This is a genomic window from Flavobacterium limnophilum (genome assembly GCF_027111315.2).
GTDB classification, from domain to species: Bacteria; Bacteroidota; Bacteroidia; order Flavobacteriales; family Flavobacteriaceae; genus Flavobacterium; species Flavobacterium limnophilum.
Genome location: NZ_CP114289.2, coordinates 2,450,365 through 2,474,055, shown reverse-complemented (window position 1 = coordinate 2,474,055; position 23,691 = coordinate 2,450,365). Strand labels below are relative to the sequence as shown.

Annotated in this window: 24 protein-coding genes; 7 read left to right on the top strand and 17 right to left on the bottom strand. The window is 36.6% G+C overall.

Features of this window, described 5'->3' with window-relative positions:
- Positions 1 to 85: 85 nt before the first annotated feature.
- The 9 genes from OZP13_RS10140 to OZP13_RS10100 all read right to left on the bottom strand — a co-directional run bounded on the left by OZP13_RS10140 (position 86) and on the right by OZP13_RS10100 (position 6,848).
- Positions 86 to 1,021, bottom strand: a complete 936-nt coding sequence (locus OZP13_RS10140; protein ID WP_281297056.1) for a tetratricopeptide repeat protein — start codon at positions 1,019 to 1,021, stop codon at positions 86 to 88.
- Positions 1,022 to 1,205: 184 nt separating this feature from the next.
- Entirely contained in the window at positions 1,206 to 2,567 is a 1,362-nt protein-coding gene (gene creD, locus OZP13_RS10135; protein ID WP_281297055.1) for a cell envelope integrity protein CreD, read from the bottom strand.
- Between the two features lie 2 nt (positions 2,568 to 2,569).
- Positions 2,570 to 2,893, bottom strand: coding sequence for a hypothetical protein (locus OZP13_RS10130; RefSeq protein ID WP_269240056.1), 324 nt, complete (start codon positions 2,891 to 2,893; stop codon positions 2,570 to 2,572).
- 56 nt (positions 2,894 to 2,949) lie between these two features.
- Positions 2,950 to 3,246, bottom strand: coding sequence for a winged helix-turn-helix domain-containing protein (locus OZP13_RS10125; protein ID WP_269240055.1), 297 nt, complete (start codon positions 3,244 to 3,246; stop codon positions 2,950 to 2,952).
- 3 nt (positions 3,247 to 3,249) lie between these two features.
- A complete protein-coding gene (locus OZP13_RS10120) occupies positions 3,250 to 3,930 on the bottom strand; it encodes a YiiX family permuted papain-like enzyme (RefSeq protein WP_269240054.1) in 681 nt (226 codons plus the stop codon).
- Positions 3,931 to 3,962: 32 nt separating this feature from the next.
- The gene (locus OZP13_RS10115; RefSeq protein ID WP_269240053.1) at positions 3,963 to 4,568 is read right to left on the bottom strand and encodes a hypothetical protein; all 606 of its coding nucleotides are present in this window, start codon (positions 4,566 to 4,568) and stop codon (positions 3,963 to 3,965) included.
- A gap of 80 nt (positions 4,569 to 4,648) precedes the next feature.
- Complete coding sequence (locus OZP13_RS10110) at positions 4,649 to 5,494, bottom strand: hypothetical protein (RefSeq protein WP_432419460.1); 846 nt, start codon at positions 5,492 to 5,494, stop codon at positions 4,649 to 4,651.
- A gap of 19 nt (positions 5,495 to 5,513) precedes the next feature.
- Positions 5,514 to 6,332 (bottom strand): 3-deoxy-8-phosphooctulonate synthase, encoded by an 819-nt coding sequence (kdsA, locus tag OZP13_RS10105; protein WP_281297054.1) that lies wholly within the window; start codon positions 6,330 to 6,332, stop codon positions 5,514 to 5,516.
- Between the two features lie 63 nt (positions 6,333 to 6,395).
- Positions 6,396 to 6,848, bottom strand: a complete 453-nt coding sequence (locus OZP13_RS10100; RefSeq protein ID WP_281297053.1) for a 2-dehydro-3-deoxyphosphooctonate aldolase — start codon at positions 6,846 to 6,848, stop codon at positions 6,396 to 6,398.
- Between the two features lie 156 nt (positions 6,849 to 7,004).
- On the opposite strand from OZP13_RS10100, the gene OZP13_RS10095 reads away from it, so the two are divergent.
- A complete protein-coding gene (locus OZP13_RS10095) occupies positions 7,005 to 7,562 on the top strand; it encodes a YeeE/YedE family protein (protein ID WP_269240051.1) in 558 nt (185 codons plus the stop codon).
- A 3-nt stretch (positions 7,563 to 7,565) separates the two neighbouring features.
- Positions 7,566 to 7,979, top strand: a complete 414-nt coding sequence (locus OZP13_RS10090; protein ID WP_281297052.1) for a DUF6691 family protein — start codon at positions 7,566 to 7,568, stop codon at positions 7,977 to 7,979.
- A gap of 77 nt (positions 7,980 to 8,056) precedes the next feature.
- Here OZP13_RS10090 and OZP13_RS10085 read toward each other — a convergent pair whose 3' ends face one another.
- From OZP13_RS10085 to OZP13_RS10060, 6 genes are all read right to left on the bottom strand, one after another.
- A complete protein-coding gene (locus OZP13_RS10085; protein ID WP_269240050.1) occupies positions 8,057 to 8,332 on the bottom strand; it encodes an ATP-dependent Clp protease adaptor ClpS in 276 nt (91 codons plus the stop codon).
- A 44-nt stretch (positions 8,333 to 8,376) separates the two neighbouring features.
- On the bottom strand, positions 8,377 to 8,991 hold the full coding sequence (locus OZP13_RS10080; protein WP_281297051.1) for a class I SAM-dependent methyltransferase: 615 nt from the start codon (positions 8,989 to 8,991) through the stop codon (positions 8,377 to 8,379).
- Between the two features lie 18 nt (positions 8,992 to 9,009).
- A complete protein-coding gene (gene prmA / locus OZP13_RS10075) occupies positions 9,010 to 9,843 on the bottom strand; it encodes a 50S ribosomal protein L11 methyltransferase (RefSeq protein WP_281297050.1) in 834 nt (277 codons plus the stop codon).
- Positions 9,844 to 9,977: 134 nt separating this feature from the next.
- Positions 9,978 to 10,598: a YceI family protein gene (locus OZP13_RS10070; protein WP_281297049.1), complete on the bottom strand. Its 621-nt coding sequence runs from the start codon at positions 10,596 to 10,598 to the stop codon at positions 9,978 to 9,980.
- Between the two features lie 72 nt (positions 10,599 to 10,670).
- A complete protein-coding gene (locus OZP13_RS10065) occupies positions 10,671 to 12,065 on the bottom strand; it encodes a hypothetical protein (RefSeq protein ID WP_281297048.1) in 1,395 nt (464 codons plus the stop codon).
- Positions 12,066 to 12,118: 53 nt separating this feature from the next.
- Positions 12,119 to 12,700 carry a YceI family protein gene (locus tag OZP13_RS10060; RefSeq protein WP_281297047.1) on the bottom strand — a complete coding sequence of 194 codons (582 nt, stop codon included), beginning with the start codon at positions 12,698 to 12,700 and terminating at the stop codon, positions 12,119 to 12,121.
- Between the two features lie 459 nt (positions 12,701 to 13,159).
- Here OZP13_RS10060 and OZP13_RS10055 point away from each other — a divergent pair, with 459 nt between their 5' ends.
- Genes OZP13_RS10055 through OZP13_RS10040 form a run of 4 tightly spaced genes read left to right on the top strand, consistent with a single transcriptional unit; the run spans position 13,160 to position 17,086 of the window.
- Positions 13,160 to 14,179, top strand: a complete 1,020-nt coding sequence (locus tag OZP13_RS10055; RefSeq protein WP_281297046.1) for a quinone-dependent dihydroorotate dehydrogenase — start codon at positions 13,160 to 13,162, stop codon at positions 14,177 to 14,179.
- 59 nt (positions 14,180 to 14,238) lie between these two features.
- Positions 14,239 to 15,102 carry a hydroxymethylglutaryl-CoA lyase gene (locus tag OZP13_RS10050; protein ID WP_281297045.1) on the top strand — a complete coding sequence of 288 codons (864 nt, stop codon included), beginning with the start codon at positions 14,239 to 14,241 and terminating at the stop codon, positions 15,100 to 15,102.
- A 59-nt stretch (positions 15,103 to 15,161) separates the two neighbouring features.
- Positions 15,162 to 15,698, top strand: a complete 537-nt coding sequence (locus OZP13_RS10045; RefSeq protein ID WP_281297044.1) for a hypothetical protein — start codon at positions 15,162 to 15,164, stop codon at positions 15,696 to 15,698.
- Entirely contained in the window at positions 15,695 to 17,086 is a 1,392-nt protein-coding gene (locus OZP13_RS10040; protein ID WP_281297043.1) for a DUF5723 family protein, read from the top strand. Before OZP13_RS10045 ends, OZP13_RS10040 begins: the two co-directional genes overlap by 4 nt.
- Positions 17,087 to 17,093: 7 nt before the next feature.
- On the opposite strand, the gene OZP13_RS10035 is transcribed toward OZP13_RS10040, so the two are convergent.
- Positions 17,094 to 19,595 (bottom strand): cation-translocating P-type ATPase, encoded by a 2,502-nt coding sequence (locus OZP13_RS10035; protein WP_281297042.1) that lies wholly within the window; start codon positions 19,593 to 19,595, stop codon positions 17,094 to 17,096.
- 162 nt (positions 19,596 to 19,757) lie between these two features.
- On the opposite strand from OZP13_RS10035, the gene guaB reads away from it, so the two are divergent.
- Positions 19,758 to 21,230: an IMP dehydrogenase gene (gene guaB, locus OZP13_RS10030; protein WP_281297041.1), complete on the top strand. Its 1,473-nt coding sequence runs from the start codon at positions 19,758 to 19,760 to the stop codon at positions 21,228 to 21,230.
- Positions 21,231 to 21,316: 86 nt separating this feature from the next.
- Here guaB and OZP13_RS10025 read toward each other — a convergent pair whose 3' ends face one another.
- Positions 21,317 to 23,557 carry a cation:proton antiporter domain-containing protein gene (locus OZP13_RS10025; RefSeq protein WP_281297040.1) on the bottom strand — a complete coding sequence of 747 codons (2,241 nt, stop codon included), beginning with the start codon at positions 23,555 to 23,557 and terminating at the stop codon, positions 21,317 to 21,319.
- Between the last annotated feature and the right edge of the window lie 134 nt (positions 23,558 to 23,691).

Here is a 23,691-nt window from a genome sequence, read left to right as displayed (position 1 = left end):
ATGCTATCATTTGATACTATCAAAAGTAGTTTTTTTATGAGTGGTCAAAATCATTGTTGCAAACCTGTTTTTATAGGTCATTTTTCTATTTCTGTTTTCGCCATTGTTCCAAACTCAAAATAGTTTCATTTTTTTTCTCATAGTATTTTATTTCAAATGTCTTTTGATAAACAAAAAAATTAAATTTTTCACCTTCATCATCACTTACCTTAATCCAGTAATAATTTTTGTCATTATCTTTTGGTGCTTCAAAGATTTCGGTCGAATTCCAATTCACTAAATTTGTTACTTCAGGAAGTTCGCTAATCAGTTTCATTATTTTTGTTCTATTTTTATTGTCTGCATCACAAACTTCAAAATCAGGTCTTCCAGTTTGAAAGTACACACTATTTAATAAGATTGGATTGTCTTTTTCAAGTTCTTTAATTCTATCAACAGCAAGTTTGTAATATACGAAATGATTAATTCCTTTATCTTTCTGAATTGTTTTATAAATATCCAAAGCTTCTTTTTTATTACCAATATTTTCATAGAAATTTGCATAAATAAAAGTATTAAATGTATAATTTGGTATACTGTCTAAAATTAATTTTGCTTTATCAAATTTCTTTAGTTTTACATAATTGCAAACCAATGCTATTGAAATATCATTATAACCGTTTTGATCATTCTTTAATTCCTGAATAGATTTTTCATATTCGCCAATGTTATAAAGTAATTCGGCTTTAAAATATCTTAAATCTTCTGCAATATTTTCTTTTATTTGAGATTTATATTTATCTTTTTCAATTTCGTTTGCTTTAGATAAACTATCTATTTTTGAAAGAACTTTTTTAGGTTCTTTTTCAGATTCCCTATATAATTTATTTATAACATCTTCAAAATTTTGCATTTCTTTTGATACTCTTTCCATTTCCATTTCTGTGTCATAATCAGTTAAGGGAAAGACAGAATTAACTTCATCTTTACAAGAAATGATAAGTAAGAAAAAGAAAAATGTTGTTTTTTGTAGGTTTTTCATAAAATTGCTAACTCGTTAATATCAACCACAAATGTCTATAATTAGTCAAAATGCCCTTGGCTTTAAACTAAAATCAGGTTTATATTTATCCATCTAAAGTACCGATAAATTATTACAATTGGAATAAAAAAGAACTCAAAACCATAAAGTTAAGAGTTCTTTTTATTTTAGTATCCGAGATTAACTAAGAATTGCCGTTGCTCCAGTCAATCTTTCTGGAAAAATACATCACGGCGGCAAGAATGGCAAACAATCCAATGCTTCCCACTAACAGAGCATAGTTTTCCAACTGGATGATTACATAAAGGAAAGTGTATAAAGAGCCGAGCGAAGCCGCAATAAACATTGGGAACTTCCTGTTTTTCAAAATAGAAATCGAGTAAAGCGTTATCAATGTAATTACCGAAATTCCGGCAATGATGTAGGCTTTCATGAAACTGCTGTGTTCCGTAATCGAAATCAGCAGGGTGTAAAACATGATGAGAGCCAGTCCAATCATCGTGTATTGGAAGATGTGAATCTTGATTTTGCTTATGGATTGTATCAGGAAGAAAATCAGGAAGGTTAGGCCAATCACCAAGAAACCGTATTTCGAGGCGCGCTCGTTTTGCTGGTATTGGTTAACGGGAATCACGAAATCAACGCCAAAAGCATATTGGCTTAAATCAGGCAAATTATTGAACGTTTGTTGCGAAAAAGCCCTGTTGATGTGCAGGATTTTCCAATTGGCCACAAATCCATTGGCGCTAATTTGTTTGGTTTTGTCATCCGGAAGGAAATTGCCCGTAAAACTTGGCGATGCCCAATTGGATTCCATGTTCAACTGCGTGGTTTTCCCGATGGGAACTATTTTTAATTGTTGGCTTCCGTTGTAAGTGATGTCGAAACGGAAGGCGGTTTTTCCTTGATTCAGGATTTTGCCCAAATCAATATAGCCGGTTTCCAAAGCTTCGGTAGTTTCTTTTGAGTTGGAATTGTACACGGGTTCAAAGGTCAAATTCGTGTTTCCAAAATTGATTTTTACCTCGTCCTTGATGCTTTTCAAATTGGTGGTTTGTATCAAAATGGTGGCTTTGTTCCACTGGATATCTTCGTTTGCAATGTTTTTGCTGCTGAAATCCGGATGGATATAATTGCCCTCAAACTTCATTTTGGAACTAAAAACCACCGATTCATAATTGTTCCTGTTCAGGACTTTGGTGGTTACATTCGATTTTGCCTTGAGTTCTTCCGGGAAAAAGTAGGCATAATTGGTGTAGGCTTTTCTTTGCTTTACGGTTTCTTTTGTTTTTTCGTTGATGGAAACTGTTTCTTCATAATAGGTGTAGGGAACTTTCAAAATTGGGCCATAAAGGAAGACGTTTCCTCCCCATTTATCGTTGATTTCGCCTATGACTTCCTCTTGTCGTTGCGACCTTTCGGTAATCAGGTTTTTTACAAATTCGAGCGGAATAAGTAAAACGAATGTCAGCAAGCCCACCATAATCATTTTGGCGGTGTTGGATTGGAAGAAACTGGTTTCTTTTTCATTTTCGGGTGTTTCCATAATTAAAATTTTAAAAGATTGATATTGAATACGATTAGAATATACAAGATGGTAATGGGGATGTTTGCCAACAGGATCAAGATTTTTATGCCTATATATTCCCTGTGTTTTGGTAAAATAATGAAGTGATAAGCGAGGTTGAAAAATAGTATTCCATTGACCAGAATGGCAAATTGAACATACAAAAGTCCTATGAATAAAATGTTGAAATTGTCTGGAGCCATTTTTTGGAGTATCAATAAAAAGGTTCCAATAGCAAAGGAAATAATGGCCAATTCTGTCGAAAATTTACCTTGGAGTGGTGGATCAAATTTTGAGTTTTTCATTGTTTGTGTTTCAAAAAGTACTTTGTATTTCAAAGTAAGTGAATAAAAAAATAGTGCTATCGTTTTTGTATTAATTTTTCAAGGGCTTCAATATGGTCTTGGAAGGCGCCTCTCCCTTCCTTGGTGGCCCTGTAACTGGTATTCGGTTTTTTGCCGATGAATTGTTTTTCGATGGCGATATAGTTTTCGAGTTCCAATGCTTTGGCATGACTGGCCAAATTCCCGTCGGTAACGCCCAAAAGTTCTTTCAGCGTACTGAAATCGGCAGATTCATTCACCATCAAAATTGACATGATACCCAGTCGAATACGATGATCGAATGCTTTGTTGATATTTTGGATGATGTTTTTCAAAACTTAGTAAGTATCAATTATGGTTGTTACAATTTTAGAATTTTCAAGATCTGATGGAGCCACTACACTTTCTTCAAATGGAATTGCATTTCCATATCTTTCTGCTAATATAGCTTGAACTCTTGGTTCTTTCAGATTAAAATCTTTCAATTTTTGAAGCGGACACAATTCGATTCCTGCTCCATTTTTATATATTTTCCAGATTAATTCGGAGCAATATATTTTTTCATCTGACCATTCAAAATATAGGTCATAGTCTTTGTTGTTCAAACCTTTTCCATAGTCCTTCATCTTTTGAATTGTCTCTGGTTTCAAAAGTTTAGCCGCATTTTTCAATCGGGTTACCACAAAATGGTTTTCTTTTCCGTGGGTAATCCAATCTTCAAGTGGCGTGTGTTTTACGGGCTGAACCGCTTCAAAAACATATTTTTTGCCCTTCTCGGTAAAAACAATTCCGCAATGAGAAAATTTGGAATTGGTCGCTATCCGAACAGCTTCACATTGTTTGGATTGGGAAGTTTGGAAAATCATGTCGCCTTCTTGTATTTTATCTAATCCATTTATTGTTGTTGGATTTCTTTTGGAAAATAGGATTTTCCCAAAAACAGAGTTAGAAATGAATAAAGCACATCCAAAACTCATCAATAATGTAACTATGCCAAAAATGTACTTTGTCTTTTTCATGGATGTTCAGTTTGGAATTTATTAATCTAAAATTATTTTCTATCGTATTTATAATACATTATCGAACCGTAAAGAATGTGGCAAACTCCGAAACCCAACGCCCAAAATTCCAACGCATATCCTGAAAATTCTGTAGCTATAAGTCCAAGAATGATAACGGTGATTCCAAGATATCTCAGGTCTCTAAAAGTGTATTTGCTGGCGTTGACACAAGAAAGTCCATAAAAAATCAGGGTAACCGGGGCAATCAAACCATAGATTTCGTTACGAAGCAGGATTAATGCAAAGATTCCACCAGTTGCCAGTGGAATCAAGAAATTAATGATCATTCTTTTGGATGTGGCATTCCAAACTTTTTCTCCTTCTTTTTGGGCTTTGCCAAAAGTAAGTATTGTTGCCGTAACAACCGATAAAACCAATACCAAAAAAGCGGTAAGTACAATTAATTGGAATGTACGGCTTTCTAATGTGATGTAATAACTCTTGTGATTCATCAATAATTGGTTGGCCACATAAGCACCAATCAAGGCATAAACACCAGCCAGAATTCCAGCCAAACCACTCAAGGAAATAAATTGCGACGATTTGTTCATCATCTTTTTTATTTCGCTAATGTCTTGTAAATATTTTTCTTCCATTTTTAAAGTACTTTGAATCACAAAGTAAATGATAAAAAAAATAGTTGCCAAAGGAATTGACAACTATTTTGAAAAATAAATTACAATCTAAAGATTCCTCCAAAAGCAATTATCGTTTCTCCAAAGAAGAACTCTTGTTTTGCCTTGTCTGAACTGCTTTTGGTGGTTCTAATGTCTTGCATGTTGATATAACCTCCTTTTAGAACGCCTTCAATGGTAAAGTACTTGAAAATAGTCAGGTTGATACCGGCCTTGATCGATGTTCCGTAACCCGATACATGAAATTCGTCATGTCTTTCTTTGCCCATAAGCGTAGTATTGGTTTTTGGATACAACACACCAATTCCAAAACCTTCATTGATGTTCACTTGAAATTTATCGGTGTTTTTTATGCCGAACCAATGTGAAATGTTATCTTGTCTGGCGAATTCACTATACACATAATTCAGTCCGTCGGTGTGTTCGAACATCAAGAATTCTTCGGTCAAAACCGTTGGAGTATTGTTGTAACCTCCATTAAATGTGGGATTTCCGTCAATGATACCAGTAACATTTGCCGTTTGGTTTTGGGTCATTACATATTTCATATGGTCAATGCCAATAGAAACGCTGTATTTGTCGGTAATAAAATAACCCAATTTAAAATTAGTTTGGGGAACCGTCATTCGGCCTGGCGTAATGTAGTCAGCATGCCAGCCTTTTGGTTTGTCATGAGCCTTGGCATTGGCTACCACAAAATTGTAGTCATCGCCCATAAAATGAATATCGGAATCGGTATATTTTTCGCGGTTTCCACCCCAGGAGATGGTGAATTTTCCCTTGTTGTGGGCGGTGTATCTTTCCTTTTTGATGGTGTCGTTTTGTGCGAAATTTTTAACAGAAAAAAGAATTGTTAAAAATGTAAAATATAAAAAATGTGGTTTCAATGTGGGAAATACTTAAAAATTAAAATTGATTGATGGTTTTTCTGATGGCCACCAACTTGGTCATCAAGGCTTCGAAATAATCCAAATGCAGCATATTGGCACCGTCGCTTTTGGCATTGGCAGGATCAAAATGGGTTTCGATGAAAATTCCATCCACGCCCACGGCAATTCCGGCTTTGGCAATGGTTTCAATCATGTCGGGTCTTCCGCCAGTCACGCCCGCAGTTTGGTTGGGTTGTTGCAAGGAATGGGTTACGTCAAGAACAGTCGTTGCATACTGTTGCATCGTTGGAATTCCGCGGAAATCAACAATCATGTCTTGGTAGCCAAACATGGTGCCGCGATCGGTAACCATCACGTTTTGGTTGTTGCAATCCAATACTTTTTGTACGGCGTGTTTCATGCTTTCCGGACTCATGAATTGTCCTTTTTTGAGGTTCACGACTTTTCCGGTATTGGCGGCAGCCACGACCAAGTCGGTTTGACGCACCAAGAAAGCAGGAATTTGCAACACATCAACATATTCTGCAGCCATTACGGCATCTTCATTGGTGTGAATGTCGGTAACGGTGGGAACACCAAAAGTTTCCGAGATTTTGCGAAGTATCCGTAAGGCTTTTTCGTCTCCAATTCCTGAAAAACTGTCTATTCTGGAGCGATTGGCTTTCTTGAACGAACCTTTAAAAACGAAAGGGATTTCTAGTTTGTCGGTAATTCCAACCAGTTTTTCGGCAATTCGTATCGCCATTTCTTCGCCTTCGATAGCACAAGGTCCAGCCAATAGAAAGAAGTTGCCACTATCAACATGTTTGATTTGTGGAATATGTTTGATATTCATAAGGTTGATTTTTTAAAAGCGCAAAGATAGTCAGGATTTATGGTTTGCGATTTAAGTTTGGAATTAATTTTTTTTCAAGGTCAATCCCACGGGAACCATCAGAACTCCTTTTTCGTAGATGTTCAAATATAGGGTAATCGGGTTTTTTTGACCTTCCCATCTCAATTCATACACATCCAAAAGACCGGCTCCCATATCGCTTCTTTTTGTTGGAAATGGACAACAACTTTCCAGTTTGGTATAAGTGATTTTTTGGCCTTTTGGTCCAGCCAAGGCATTCAAGAATCGTTGTTGGTTTATGGTTTCGTTTTTGGTGGTTCCATAAAAAATATTGATGGGATAATTTTTGTCGTAACCATATCTTTTGTCTTTGCTGTATTCCGTAATGATAAAAGTGGTGTTGTCCTTTAATTGGGGAGTTGGAGCATTGTCATCGACGTTTTTTAAGGTTGATTTGGTGCTGATGCATGATGTTGCTATGAGCAGTAAAGCAATAAAATAAATTATTTTTTTCATGATAGAATTTTGTTTTTGAATAAAAATGGCGACAATTTTTACGACTGATTTTACGAAACAAATTTAAACGGTATTGTTGCCATAAACAACAATATGGGGTATTAATTCTGCTTTTTAGCATTGGAAGTATTATTTTTGCCAAATAAAAGAAATGTTATGAATGTTATTTTTCAAACTTGGCCTTGGTATGTTTCAGGTTTTTTGATAGGAATGATAATGCTTTGCCTGATTTATTTCGGGAAAGTATTTGGGATGTCGTCTAATTTGAGCACTTTGTGTTCGATGACGGGAATAGGGAAAAAAGTGGCTTTTTTTGAATTTGATTGGAAACAACAACGCTGGAATTTGTTGGTGGTTTTGGGCTCAATGTTGGGAGGTTTTGTTGCGGTACAATTTATGGGAGATGCCTCCAATGTGGACATCAATCCCAAAACGATTGCCCAACTTGCCCAACTGGGAATTGATGCTCCAAACGGAAAATTGTTGCCGGATACTTTATTCGGGAACGATGTTTTCCAATCTCCAAAAATGATTTTTATATTGATTATTGGTGGAATTTTAATTGGTTTTGGCACGCGTTACGCCAGCGGATGTACTTCGGGACACGCCATTTCTGGATTGAGCAATTTGCAATTCAAGTCCTTGAAAGCCGTTATTGGATTTTTCATCGGCGGATTGATTATGAGTCATTTTATTTTACCCTTAATTTTTTAAAAAATGAGAGCATTAAAATATTTAATCGTTGGATTCGTGTTCGGGATTGTTTTGACAAAATCCGAAGCGGTTTCTTGGTACAGAATTTATGAAATGTTCCAGTTTCAATCTTTTCACATGTACGGAATTATCATGGTTGCGGTCGTTACGGGAGTTATTGGCATTCAAATTATAAAAAGAAAAAAAATCAGGGACATCAAAGGTTTGCCAATAAAAATTCAAGATAAAGAGCCAGGTTCAATCCGGTTTTGGATCGGCGGAATATTTTTTGGATTGGGTTGGGCTTTGGTAGGTTCTTGTCCCGGTCCGATATTTATATTATTGGGAGCTGGATTTTTGCCCGTGATATTGGTGCTTTTCGGGGCACTTTTCGGAACTTTTCTTTATGGATTGATAAAAGATAAATTGCCACATTAAACTCTAAATTACAATCAAAAAAAAACAGGATTTTCATTTAAGAAAATCCTGTTTTTTTATATAATAGAAAGAAAAATTTATACAATCTCGGCACTCAATCCTGCTTCGAGTAATTGGGTGCATTGTGGTTTCAATTTTTCCAATACATCCGTTTTTACGGTACATTTTCCGTTATAATGCACAATCAAGGAACATTGTTCCGCTTGTTCGGGAGTGTGGTTGCAAACCCTGATCAAGGTTTCTATAACGTGGTCAAAAGTGTTTACATCGTCATTATAAACAATAATTTCGCTGTTTATTGACGTGGCTTCTTTTTGACTAACTCTTGTTTTTGTTTTTTCTTTTGTACTCATTTTTAGATAATTTGTAGGTTATAAATAAAAATACAGTTGGTTCTCTATTTGCTTTTTTCAAAAACACAAAACGTAAAATTTTGTTTGGTTTCAAATGGTGTTACATAGTCTTCAGTGATGCATTTCAGTTTTTTGAAACGATTCGAAAATTGGCTTTCCAGTTCCATTTCCGAGTATTGTTTGATATCCAATCCGCTACATTTTTTGGGACCGTTTTCTGAAAATGTACCCAGTATCAGAAAATTCGAAACCCATTTTTCAGTAATGTCAACATATTTTTTAATTTGTTGGGCTGTTGTCAAAAAATGAAACGTGGCTCGGTCGTGCCAAATGTCATACGAAATTTCTGGTTTGAATTCGGTTATGTCCGAAACAATCCAGTTTACCTTTTCGGCATTTTTTCCTAGTCTTTTTTTGGCTCTTTCCAATGCTTTGGCCGAAATATCCAAAACGGTTATGTCTTTATAACCTTCTTCCAATAAAAAATCAACCAGTTTGCTGTCGCCACCACCAATGTCGATGATTTTTGCGGATTTGCCTAAATTGGTTTTCCGAATAAAATCAAGCGAAGTTTTTGGATTTTCTTGTGTCCAACTGACTTCTTCAGGTTGTTTGGTTTCGTAAACTGTTTCCCAATGATTTTTTATTTTGATTTCCACTGTCGTAATTTGTTAATACTAATTTACGTATTTTAATGAAACCCAGTTGTTTCTTTCAAACTTTTTAACATATGTCAACCCTTTTTCCGTGCAAGAAGCATCTATAAATGGAATGTCTTCCGTATAAAATCCGCTTAATAACAAGGTTCCTTTTGGATTTAGGCAGTTCACGTAACTTTGCATATCGTTCAACAAAATATTTCGGTTGATGTTGGCAATAATCAAGTCGTATTTTTTGTCTTTCAACAAGGCAGCATCGCCTTCATAAACGGTAATGTGTTGGCAATTATTGCGTTCGGTATTTTCTATGGAATTCAAATAACACCAGTTGTCAATATCGATGGCATCAATGGGGTGGGCGCCTTTCATTTCGGCCAAGATGGCTAAAATCGCTGTTCCGCATCCCATGTCCAGGGTTTTCATTCCCGTAACATCGATTTCCAACAAATGCTGTATCATCATGTGCGTGGTTTCGTGATGACCTGTTCCGAAACTCATTTTGGGTTCGATGACAATGTCAAATTCGGCATTGGTTTTGGGGTGAAAAGGAGCACGAACGTGGCAATTTCCATCGACGTCTATAGGCTCGAAATTCTTTTCCCATTCTTCGTTCCAGTTGACTTGATCTATTTCTTCCACTTTGTAGGATATGGTAAACTCCGGCGATTTCAAGATGAATAAATCGTCAAGGATGTTCTCGTTCCAAAGGTCTTTTTGGATGTAGGCCACAATGCCCAAATCACTATCGATAAAGCTTTCGAAAGGAAGTTCTCCCAGTTCGGCAACCAGAATTTCTGAACCTAATTCTTTTGGTTCAACCGTAAAATGATAGCCTAAATATATATTTGACATAAGATTATTTTTTGCAAAGGTAGTATTTCTCTTTTTATCGAAATAGTGTAAAAAGAAAAAAGAGAATCAATATACTCAATCCTCTTTTTCCAACTATTAAATATGAAAAACTTTATTTTTAAGGAGTTCCTTTTTTACAGTTTTACCATTTCTCCATGGGTTGCAATTTTGCAAATAATATGAAAATTGATGTCAATCCATTCGCTTACTTTTATCAATCCCATCATTTTGGTTTCTGGTGTCAGTCCAAAATCGCGGATACTTAATTTTTTGGAACCATTTACGGTGTAAACATCGCCATTGCTGTTGTAAACAATTGGAATGGAATACTGTTTGGTTTTGCCTGTAATGGTAATGTTTACCAATGCTTCGCCATTGTAGGTTTTTCCTTTTTGGTAAATGGGTTGTAAATCTAAATAATTGAGTTGAACTTGCAGGGTGGGGTAGCTGTCGGATTTCAACAACTTCAAGAAATCTTTAAGGGCCATTGCATTATTGGACGCAAAATTTTTGACTATCACGGAAAGTTGGTTTTGGCTCACAAATATCTTGTTTTGATTTTGCGTGGTCATAACCGACATTTTGCTTCTGGAGAGTCTGTCTCCGTCTTGATATATCTTGAATGGAACCAGGTTTGTTGATCCGTTTATTGTCAAGGAACTATTTTTTTGTATTTCGGCAGAAACCAAAGTTTGTGCTGTCGCAGATAGAGAAATTATGAAACTTAGTGCCAGTAAATTAATTAGCTTTTTCATAATGCAAAAAATAAAACATTTAAAAAATAAAACCGGCAAGAAATAGCCTTGCCGGTTTTAAACAAAATTCAATTAGAAACTAATGGCGGCTTCAAATACTAGGCCGTTGAATTTACCACCATAAAAATTGTTGGCATTTGAAGTAGCAGGATTTCCTACAAATTGTGAGTAATCTCTATAGTTTTGACTAACATAATCTAATTTTGCCACAATGTTTTTAGTCATGAACCAACCAATGCTTGATTCAAATCTATCTACAGTTACTTTTTCAGCATCTGCATTGGATAGTTTTCCGGATACTGTATTGTATTTTCCTGCAATGTAAAATTGTTCTGATTTTCCAAATCTGTAAACAAGGTCTGCAGCATATTGGTTGGCAGTACGTTTGTCGTCAACACCTGCTTTATCTCCTCCTGAAGCCAATTCGACAGTTCCAAAGAATTCAAGACCTTTGTATTTTACAAATGGGTTGAACATATAGGAAGTAGCCCAGTTTTTGAAATTAGGGTTGAATGTTCCTTCAGGTGTGGCTTTTGCATTGTAATTAGCGGCAACATCAACACCGTTGTTTTTATAAGCATTGTTGTTCAATACACCCCAAAAACCAAATCCGGATCTAGAAGAAGAGTACAAGTTGGAGTTACCCAAGTTTGCACTGTGGTACAAAGACCCAGTAATTCTTACTCTCAAATCTTTGTCTAATTGTTTGTCGTAACCAAATTTAGCCAAGATTGTAGGGCTAACTACAGTATTTGCATCTGGACCAGCAGCATAAAAAACTTCTTGAGTACCTTGATTCAAATTTCCGTTTGTAACACCTAACATACTTACTAATCCGCTTCTGTTGTAATATACTTCCATACCCATTTCAGTAGTGAATGCATTCATAATGTTGTTTCCAACAAATGCATTTCTAATCGTGCTACCGTTGTCAGAACTTCTGAAGTGAGCATCACCAAAGTTGTTCTCCATTTGCCCAATTTTAATTGTAGCGTATTTCATAATGCCTGCAAGGAAGTCTTTCTTGATGAAGTCTAACTTGTCAATTTGTAAATATCCGCCTCTTGCATAAGTTTCATTGTGGTGTCTTGAAGCTAGATAAATATCTAGATTTACTCTTACACCGTCAAACAATTGTGCTCCAAAAAACATATCGGCTGCAGGAAGATTGAAATTGTTTTCCTGATTCATTAATCGATATCCAGTAATTTTTGACGGTAAAGCAAAAGTTGACGGTTGGTCGTTGAACGAATTTATTGCTTGGTAGTCCATATTGAATGCGCCTCCTAAGTCAATGCTAAGGCCTTTAAATTCAACGCTGTCTTTTTTTACGTCAAATTGATTTATACCCGTTTTGTCTCTTTTTATTTGGTTTTGGATTTGACCAAAAGTTACTTGCTGCGCCATAACGTTGCCAGATAGACAAATGGCCGCCATCATTAATGATGCTTTTAAAATTGTTTTCATAGATTTGAATTTAAATTAGTTGTTTATATTTAGTTTATTGATTACGTGTTTTATTATCCTTTGAAAGTTACATCGAATTTTACGGTAACTGCATCGCCGGTTTTCATGGTACCCAACATGGCTGTTGGTGGTTTCATTTTGAAATCAGTCATTTTTAGTGGAATACTTCCTTTAAGTTGGTAATCTCCTGATTTTGTTATTTTTCCAGTAGTTTTAATGCTGATTTTTCTTGTTGCTCCTGCAAAAGATAGATTTCCTGTCAATGTGATTTCAGTGTCATTATCGGATAATTTTGCTTGAGATGCATCAGTCAATTGAAAAACGATGTATGGGTTCTTTTTATAATCAAAGGCATCGTAAGTTTTGCCATCCATAATGCTATTTCCGCTTTTTAGCGATTTAACTTCTATTTTGATGCTGATGGCACTAATTTGTTTGGAGCTGTTCAATCCTAATTCACCGGTAACTTTAGTCGGTTTCATGTCCCAGTCATGCACATTTGAAGTTCCGTGTACATTAATGGAAGCGCTTTGGGGAACAATCGGGAAACTTTGTGCAGTTATGGCACCGGTAATCGAAAAGGCGACACTTGTCAAAAGCATCATGAAATTTCTTGAAAATTGTGATCTGGTCATTGCTTTAGTATTTAAATTAGTAAGTTTTGATTTTGTTGTTTTTGTAAAATCTTTTATCATTTTTTCTTCTACAAAGATATTATTATTTGGCAAGAGTCAATCTGATATTTGTCATATTGTGAGTATTTATTCAAAATATGGATGTATTTATATCAAATAAGTGTATAATTAAGATATAATATGAATTATTCATATTCAAAGATAATGCTTTTTTGTAGATAAAAGTGTTTTTTATCCGAATTAATTAATTGATTTTTAATAAGTTAATGATTGTTGAAATTCAAAGTGCCCCCAATTTTCCATGTTGATTTATTGTTAAAGAATGCTTAATTTTGGCTTACTATTTATAATCACACTACAACGTTTTCATTTAATAGCCAAATAATTTTATAAATATATTTCCTAAACATTTATAAATCGAATAGATAATTTTACTTTTGCACCACAACTAACTTTATTATGTATAAACAAATTATTCGCCCAATATTTTTTTGTTTTGATCCTGAAAAGGTTCATTATTTTACCTTTTCGTTAATTAGAAATCTATCCAAAATACCGGGAATTCCTTCGCTGTTTAGAGCATTATATGTAGTCGACGACAAGCGATTGGAAACAGAAGTCTTTGGGTTAAAGTTCAAGAACCCTGTTGGATTGGCCGCTGGAATGGATAAAGATGCATCCTTGTATAAGGAATTGTCGAACCTAGGTTTTGGATTTATAGAAATAGGAACGATTACGCCAAAAGGCCAAGAGGGAAATCCCAAAAAACGTATTTTTCGATTGGTGGAAGACAGCGCTATCATCAACAGAATGGGATTCAATAATGGTGGTGTTCAAGAAGCCGTTGAGCGTTTAAAAAAGAATAAAGGAGTTCTTATAGGTGGAAATATTGGTAAAAACAAAGTGACTCCCAATGAAGATGCCACTTCAGACTACCTGATTTGCTTCGATGCTTTATACGATTATGTCGATTATTTTGTGGTAAACGTGAGTTCGCCAAATACACCCAACCTTCGAGAATTACAAGAAAAAGAGCCGTTGAAACAATTGTTGCAAACGCTGCAAAACCAGAATTTGACCAAGCCAAAGCAAAAACCAATCTTGTTGAAAATCGCTCCCGATTTGACCGATTCCCAATTATTGGATATTATAGATATCGTAAAAGAAACCAAAATCGCGGGCGTTATCGCCACCAATACTACTTTATCTCGTGAAGGTTTACAATCGAAAAACAAAGTAGAAACGGGTGGAATGTCTGGAAAACCATTGAAAAATCGTTCTACGGAAGTAATCCGTTTTCTTTCCGAAAAAAGCAACAAAGCTTTTCCAATTATTGGAGTGGGAGGGATTCATTCGGCTGAAGACGCCATCGAAAAATTGGAAGCTGGAGCGAGTTTAGTGCAACTTTATACCGGTTTTATCTATGAAGGACCAGCATTGATTAAAGCAATCAACAAGAAGATTTTAGAAAATCTATAAGAAACTTTGTGTCTTTGTGACTTTGTGGCAAATTACCTTTTGCCTATCTTTGGTTTTCTATGGAAGCAATAAAAATTATCGAATGTCCTCGCGATGCCATGCAGGGAATAAAAACTTTTATCCCTACGGACAGAAAAGTAGCTTACATTCAGTCGTTACTGCGTGTTGGCTTTGACACCATAGATTTTGGTAGTTTTGTTTCCCCCAAAGCCATTCCGCAAATGCAGGACACGGCCGAAGTTTTGGCAAGACTTGATTTGTCGAAAACCCGAAGCAAATTGTTGGCCATTATCGCCAACACTCAAGGAGCAATTGCCGCTTCGCAACACCAAACCATTCAGTATTTGGGATTTCCCTTTTCGATTTCCGAGAATTTCCAAATGCGGAATACCCATAAAACCATAGTTGAATCCGTAATAACGTTACAAGAAATCATTGAAATTGCCGATAAAAGCAATAAAGAAGTCGTGGTTTATCTTTCCATGGGTTTTGGAAATCCCTATGGTGATCCTTGGAATTTGGAAATTGTTGGCGAATGGACCGAAAAATTGTCGAATATGGGAGTGAAAATCCTTTCGCTTTCGGACACTGTCGGCAGTTCGACACCAGATGTTATCCAATATTTGTTTTCGCATTTAATTTCCCAATATCCCAAGATTGAGTTTGGAGCCCATTTGCACAGCACTCCCGATAAATGGTTCGAAAAAATTGATGCCGCCTACAATTCGGGTTGTCGTCGTTTTGATGGAGCCATTCAAGGTTTTGGAGGCTGTCCGATGGCTAAAGATGTCTTGACAGGCAATATGCCTACCGAGAAATTAGTCTCTTATTTTAATTCCAAAAAAGAAAACACGAATATAAGAGCCATGAGTTTTGAAAGTGCTTACAATGTAGCGTCTAAATTATTTGGTGCTTTTCATTAGAAAATAATAAAAATCTAATATCTTCGTTGTTTCTCTAACTCCCCAAGTCATTGAATAATATGAATAAATTTTTAAGGATATTTATCCTCTCCGTTTTCTGTTTATCGTGTTCCAGCGATTTAGACTTCGATCAGGTCAATGGCTTGAAGCTGAAGCCCGTTGTCGTTGCAAATCTTGTCACGTTTGATATTCAAGCCAATCAATTTGTGGTTGGTGGAGTAGAACAGCCATTCTCCGGTGACTTGATGGATTTCGATGTTTTCAAACAAACTTTTTTGGATCAAAACCTGAATAGAGCCGACTTCTTTTTCGAAATTAACAATACGATAAATAGAGGTTTCAGAATTAATTTGACTTTATTGGATGCCAACAATACGCCGCTTTATTCCATTCCATTCGACGTGCCGGCTTATACGGTTGGACAGACTCCCGTAACCAAAACCGAAATATTTCAAAACGCCAAACTAGATTTATTGAAAAACACTTCCAAAATTGCTTTTGTGATTAATTTGTTGCCTGGTCCTGCATTAAGCGAAAGTAGCCTGGGAAGTTTGAAATTGCGTTCAAGTGCCACTCTTTATTTTGTAGTGGAATGAGAAATGTACTATTGATTTTTATTTTTACGGTATCCATTAGTTGCTTTTCCCAAAACAGGCAAATTTTATACAACTTCACTTCGACTCCCCAGTCATTGTTGACGAATCCGGGTTCCGATGTCAAATACAATTGGTTTGTCGGGATTCCTTTGCTCTCCGGAATTTCCACCAATGTGGGATCCAGCGGTTTTTCGGTTTATGATTTGTTTGCCAACAATGGAGTGGACTTTAATACCAAGTTAAGAAATGTCGTCTTTTCAACTTCTAGAAACGACAAAGTTTCGATAAACGAACAATTAGAAATCTTTAGTGCTGGTTTCAAATTGGGCGATTGGCAAGAAGGCTCTTATTTATCCTTTGGAATGTACCAAGAATTGGATGTTTTTGCTTATTTGCCAAAAGATTATGCCATATTGGCCTTGGACGGGAACAAGGATTATTTGGGGAAAGTTTTTGATATGGGCGATTTGAGCGCTAGAGGCGAAATGCTTTCGGTTTTTCATCTTGGATTTCATAAAAATATAAGCGAAAAACTGATTCTTGGTGCCCGAGGCAAGATTTATTCCAGTATTTTTAATGTGTCATCAACCAAAAATTCAGGTTATTTTTATACCATTCGGGGCACTAATTCCATTTATGAGCAGGTTATTTCGGCTAATGGATTGGTAAACACTTCGGGATTGACTAATTACATTGATAATTACTCTGGAAATGCCAAAAGTGATATTATGAAAAAGACTTTCTTTGGAGGAAATCTAGGTTTGGGATTGGATTTAGGATTGACATATTATCCAGAAGAAAACCTTCAATTTACGGCAAGTCTTATAGACATTGGTTTTATAAGTCATACCAAAGAAATAGAAAGTTATCGCTATAAAGGACATTATAACTATGAAGGTTTAACGCCGGATTTCGTTCTTGGCAACTCGAATAACATCTTGGATGAATTTAACGACGCCATTCCTTTAGACAGTTTGCATACAAAATATACTACTTGGAGACCTTTGAAATTCAATTCTTCTATTCAATATTCTTTCGGCGATGGAAGAAGTTCGGATTGTAATTGCACGGGTGAAAACGAAAATAAATACACCAATTCTGTTGGTGCACAATTGTTTGTCATGTCAGTGCCAAGAACTCCTCTTATGGCCTTGACGGCTTTTTACAGACGACAAATTTTCGATTCTTTAGAGATGAAAGCTACTTATACGGTAGATTCTTTTTCGTCCAAAAATATTGGTTTGGGATTGTCAACAACCCTTGGTAAAGTCAATTTTTATGTCCTTGCCGACAATCTTTTGGAATATCGGGATATCAGCAAGGCTAATAGTTTGTCTTTTCAACTGGGATTCAATATCATTTTTCCTGACAAGAACACGCCCGATTAAACAAAGTTTATTTTGAACTCCTTCGTTTGAATATTTTGTAAAATTCTATCCACATTACCGAAACAAATCCCACCAGAATACTCATTCCAATTTGCGAAGTTGAAACCACATCAAACATAAAGAAATGCGAAAATACAGGAACCAGCAGCAGTAAACCGGTAATTAAAATCGTGATTCCTATGATAATCGTAACCAAGTTGTTTTTGTATCCCAAAGTTGTGAATGTCGAATAATAAAAAGAACGATTGGCCAAGGTCAGGAAAATATTTGACGCAATTAATGTTAGGAAAATGACGGTTCGAGTTACGCTTTCAGTACAGTTTTCTTGAACGCAATATTGATAGACAAACAAAAGTCCCAAAGTGATGACAAGACCTTGAATGATGCTTATCGTTATTTCTTTCAGGTTGAAAAAAGTAGTGGTAAACGGTCGCGGTTTTTGTGACATTAGATTGGATTCGATGGGTTCATTTTCGTAAATTATCGAGCAAGTTGGTCCCATAATTATTTCCAGAAAAATGATGTGAACCGGCGAAAAAATATTGGGGTAAATCCATCCCAAAACTAGCGGTATGAAGACAATCATGATAATGGGAATATGGATGGAAATGATGTATTGAATGGCTTTTTTGAGGTTGGCATAAATTTTCCTTCCCATAGCGATGGCGTCAATCATTTTTGCCAAATCATCTTCTACCAAGATAAGGTTTGCGGCTTGTTTGGCAATCTCGGTTCCTTTTTTGCCCATCGCAATCCCGATGTGTGCCGATTTTAGAGCCGGACCATCATTCACGCCGTCGCCTGTCATGGCCACAATTTGATTATTGGCTTTTAAAGCTTGGATGATTTTGAGTTTTGCTTCGGGGAACATTCTGGTAAAAATGGTGGTTTCCATCACTTTTTCTTTCAATTCGGCTTCACTCATTTTCATTAATTCATCTCCATTCAACGTGTTTTCTGGATTTCTGAAGCCTACTTGTCGAGCGATTGTCGAAGTGGTTGTGGCGTTGTCTCCAGTAACAATTTTAACCTGGATTCCGGCATTGTAAAATGCATCAAAAACAGCTTGGATATTCTCTTTTGGTGGATCATAAAAAGCAACCAACCCCTTAAAGTTAAAAGCAAATTCCTGCTGTGTTTTTGGAAAGTCATTTCCATTGAATTCGGAAACGCCAACTCCCAAAACCCGAAACCCTTCTTTCGACATCGATTCTATGGCATTGTTTATTTGTTGAATTTCCGTTTTCGAAAGATTGGAACAGGCGATTATGGCTTCGGGAGCGCCTTTGGCAGCAATAATTCTGGTTCCTTTTTTGTCTTCGAAAATATGGGTCATCATAGGAGGATTTCCACCCAGAGGATATTCGTGAATCATTTTGAAAGTTGGGCGTTCGTCCTTGTTTTCTAATTTAGAATAGGCATCGTGTAATGCTATTTCCATTCCGTCAAACGGTATCGGTTCGCTTGCCCACATCGAAAGACTGAGTAATTCCTTTTCGTCATCATTAAATTGTTCTTTCGGATTTATTATTTTGTCTAGCGATAAAAGATACAATTGTGCCAAACTCATTTTGTTTTCGGTAATGGTTCCGGTTTTGTCGGTACAAATAACATTGGCACTACCGAGGGTTTCCACGGTTTTGGTTTGCTTTACTATAATTCCCATTTTCATCAATCGCCAAGCTCCCAACGCCATAAACGTGGTAAATGCTACAGGAATTTCCTCGGGAATAACACTCATTGCCAAGGTTAACGCTTTTAATAAACTGTCTAGAACCTTGCCTGAGTTATAAAAATTGATGCCCCAAACAATGCTGAAAATCACTAAGCCAATAATTGACATTTTCTTTACAAAGTCTCCAATTTGAACTTGCAAAGGCGTTTTTTCTTCAATAATCGATTCTATGCTTTTACCAATTATTCCCAATTGGGTTTGGTTTCCAATGGCGGTAACTTGGCAAATCGCCAAACCACTTGTGACGATTGTTCCTTGGGAAACTTGATTGTTTTCGGATTTTTCGTTTTTAAAAACACTTAGTGATTCTCCGGTCAATATAGATTCGTTCACAGAAAAATCATTGGACTGGATAATGATTCCATCGGCAGGAATGAAAGTCCCTTCTTCGGTTTGGATTAAATCGCCAATAACAATTTCTTCGCTCGGAATTTCAATAATTTCCCCATTTCGAATGACTTTGCTCTTGGGTTGCGATAGTTTTTTTAATAATTCGATGGCATTTCTACTTCTCGATTCTTGGTAAAGCGAAATGGTGGAAACCAATACTATTGCTGCTGCCATAAAAATTCCATCGCCATATTTTCCGGTTATGAAATAGATGCTCGTGGCAGTTAACAGAAGCAAGAACATAGGTTCTTTGACCATTTCTATTAGCGAGGCAAGGAAATGGTTTTTATCTTGATGTTCCAGCGAATTGGCACCATTTTTTTTTCTGGACAGAATTACTTCCTCGTCTGAAAGTCCTTGCAATGATTGATTTGATTTTTCCATTGGAAAAGTATAGGAGTTTTTGATTTTGTAATGGTCAAATCCGGTTGCAACCAGAAAAATTCGACACGCTACAAATTTAATTATTAAATTTACCATTTATAATGTATATCTCCTTAAGATTTCCTAAATTTGCACGCAATTTAACTACAACTTCAAATTGCAATGATAGCACATAACTCAAAAATTGTCGGCGAAGGTTTAACTTACGATGATGTATTGCTGGTTCCAAATTACTCTAATGTACTTCCTCGCGAAGTAAGTATAAAATCAAAATTCTCCCGAAATATCACGCTTAATGTTCCAATTGTGTCCGCAGCTATGGATACCGTTACGGAAAGCGATATGGCAATTGCCATGGCACAAGAGGGTGGGATAGGAGTTTTGCACAAGAACATGACTATCGAACAACAAGCTGCCAAAGTACGCAAAGTAAAACGTGCCGAGTCTGGAATGATTATCGATCCAGTTACTTTGCCATTGAATTCTACTGTCGCAGATGCTAAAGCTGCCATGAAAGAATATGGTATTGGTGGTATTCCAATTGTGGATGAAAATAGAATTTTGAAAGGAATTGTTACCAATAGAGATTTGCGTTTTGAAAAAAACAACACAAGACCTATTATCGAAATAATGACAAGTGAAAATTTAGTAACCGTTGCTGAAGGAACTTCACTTGAACAAGCTGAGGTTGTTTTGCAAGGATACAAAATTGAAAAATTACCTGTTGTAAACGCTAAAAATGAGTTGGTTGGTCTAATCACTTTTAGAGATATAACCAAATTGACACAAAAACCAAATGCCAATAAAGATAAATTTGGTCGTTTGAGAGTGGCAGCCGCTTTGGGTGTTACTGCCGATGCGGTCGAAAGAGCTACTGCTTTAGTAAACGCCGGAGTAGATGCCGTAATTATTGATACCGCTCACGGACATACTAAAGGTGTGGTGGATGTATTGAAAGCGGTAAAAGCCAAATTCCCGGAATTGGATGTTATTGTTGGAAACATAGCCACTCCGGAAGCCGCCAAATATTTAGTAGAAAATGGTGCCGATGGCGTGAAAGTAGGAATTGGACCTGGTTCTATTTGTACAACCAGAATAGTTGCCGGTGTTGGTTTTCCTCAATTTTCTGCCGTTCTTGAAGTAGCTGCTGCCATAAAAGGAACTGGAGTACCTGTTATTGCCGATGGTGGAATTCGTTACACAGGAGATATTCCTAAAGCGATTGCTGCCGGTGCTGATTGTGTAATGTTAGGATCCTTATTAGCAGGAACAATGGAGTCTCCAGGAGAAACCATCATTTTCGAAGGAAGAAAATTCAAGTCTTACCGCGGAATGGGTTCTGTTGAAGCAATGCAAGAAGGTTCAAAAGACCGTTATTTCCAAGATGTGGAAGACGATGTTAAAAAATTAGTTCCAGAAGGAATCGTGGGGCGTGTGCCTTATAAAGGAGAGTTGAACGAAAGCATGCAACAATTCATTGGTGGACTTCGTGCCGGTATGGGGTATTGTGGTGCCAAAGACATTGACACCTTGAAGGAAACTGGTCGTTTTGTTCGCATCACTGCCAGCGGAATCAACGAAAGCCATCCTCATAACGTGACCATTACCAAAGAAGCTCCAAATTATTCGAGATAATTTTTTGCCACGAAGGCGCAAAGACTCGAAGAAAATTATAAAAGTCAAAAAGGTGCAAGATTTTGTTCTTGCACCTTTTTTAATTTCTAATCATGCACCAAATCCGCCAATAGTTTTCGGTCTCCCACAATCCATAGGATGTCGTCTTTTTCCAGAATGACATAGGACTCGGGATTCAAGATTCGGTTTCCTCTTTTTTCGATGCCCACAACCAATCCTTTTGTTTTTTCCCGAAGTCTGGATTCTTTGATGCTTTTTCCCAAAAAGGTGTGGTTTTTTAATTCGATTTGGCGCAATACAATGTCGGGTTCCTTGATTTCTGGAGAAATGTCCATTTCGTGTTGGTCTAGATACTTTTTAAATTCCTGCACTTGAGCATCCGTTCCAATAACACAAACTTCATCTCCCGGGAAAATACGTTCATTGGCTTGAGGAATATGAATGGTAATTTCGCCTCTTTTGATCGATACAATATTTACGCCCAACAACTCCCTAAGTTTTAGGTTTTTTAAAGATTTTCCAGCTATATTCGATTCTGTGGCAATGTCAAAAATAGCCATGTGTCCGTCCCAAGGCGTTAAATCGCTTCGGTTTCTTTTGGCTTTATCAATCTCCCTGCCGTTTAAATTAGCCAAGAAATGATTTTCAATTTTATGGTATTGAATATGGAGTTTCTTTTGGAAAACCAAATAAATCGCGATTGCAATTATTAATACAATCAAGGCGATTTTTGGAGAGAAAAAGATGTTCAACAGTAAACCAATGAAGAAAATCGACAATAGAATCCGAATAAAAAATAACATGGTCAATGGGCCTCTCGATTTGCGGTCTCGCATCAAATGCTCCACTTCGGCAAGGGCAACTCTTCTGAAGGCTAATGCCCATAGAAAAGGAGAAATAATACTCAATGTAATCAAGGCGCCCAAGGTATTTCCCAAATGATAATCCTCTACCAAAGGCAAAATATATCGGGAAGAAAGTAGAATGATGGCAAGAATTATCACGACAAGTGCCACAACCTGGATTAAAAAAGCATTAATCACGGTTTGCCATAAACTGACTGTTTTTATCGCTTGTGTACTGGCCGAATAACGTTCGATTCGCTTGGTCCATTTACGGGGTAATTTATGTGCCAAGTATTCCGAAAAAGGAAGCGAATATTTAATCATGAATGGAGTCGTAAACACCGTTACGGCTGAAACAGCCACTACTATTGGATATAAAAAGGTATTTGTGGCTTTAAGGGTCACGCCCAAAGTTGCGATGATAAAGGAGAATTCCCCGATTTGTGACAAACTCATCCCGGTTCTTATGGAATCTTTCAAAGGTTGTCCCGACAATAAAGCGCCAAATGTTGAACTGAGGGATTGTCCAAAAATGGTGACAACCGACAGAATAATGACGGGAATCGCGTGTTGATACAATACTTCAGGGGCAATCAACATTCCCACCGACACAAAAAATACGGCTCCAAATAAATCTTTTACGGGTTTTACCAAATGTTCGATATGTTCCGCTTGTGTGGTTTCGGCAATTATGGATCCCATTATAAATGCACCCAAGGCAGGTGAAAAACCAACGCTGGCAGCGAGACTAACCATTGTCAGGCATAAGGCCAACGAAAGGATAAGCAACATTTCGTCCGTTAATAAATTTTTGGTTTTTTTGAGGACTGTCGGGATGATAAAAATACCTCCCAAGAACCATATCACCAGAAAAAACACAAGTTTTAATACCGACATCAAAAGGTCTGTTCCAGAAAATTGATTGCTCACGGCAACGGTTGACAATAAAACCATCATTAAAATAGCGAGGATGTCTTGAACGATTAAGGAGCCAATAACGATTCCTGCAAATTTTTGGGTCTTGACGCCTAATTCGTCAAATGATTTTAAAATAATCGTGGTCGAAGATATGGAGAGAATTACGCCCAAGAAAATACTGTCCATTTTGGACCAATCCATCCATTGGCCAACGGCATAACCCAAAATACACATACTGATAATTTGGACTCCGGCAGTAATCGAGGCTGTTCCGCCCACTTTCATTAATTTCTTGAAACTGAATTCCAGTCCCAAACTGAACAACAAAAAGATAACACCAATTTCTGCCCAAACTTCCACGCTTTTGATTTCTTTTACCGAAGGAAAAAAATCAAAGTGGTTTCCGGCCAAAAAACCGGCAATCAAGTAGCCTAAAACCAGCGGTTGTTTTAATTTTTTAAATATCAAAACAGCGATTCCCGCAGTCAATAGAATCAGTCCCAAATCACTGATTAATGGCTGTAAGTGTTGGGAAACTTCGGTTGCTTTTTCTACTGGAGTCATAGGCGTTTACTTGTATTTACTGTTCTTTTTTGTATTTTGGTAAGATACAAAAAATCTTTATTTCAAAGGTTAAACTTTGTTAAAACAGTCTTTTTAGGTCTTGATTTTAATGCGGAATTCCCTTTTGAAAAGAT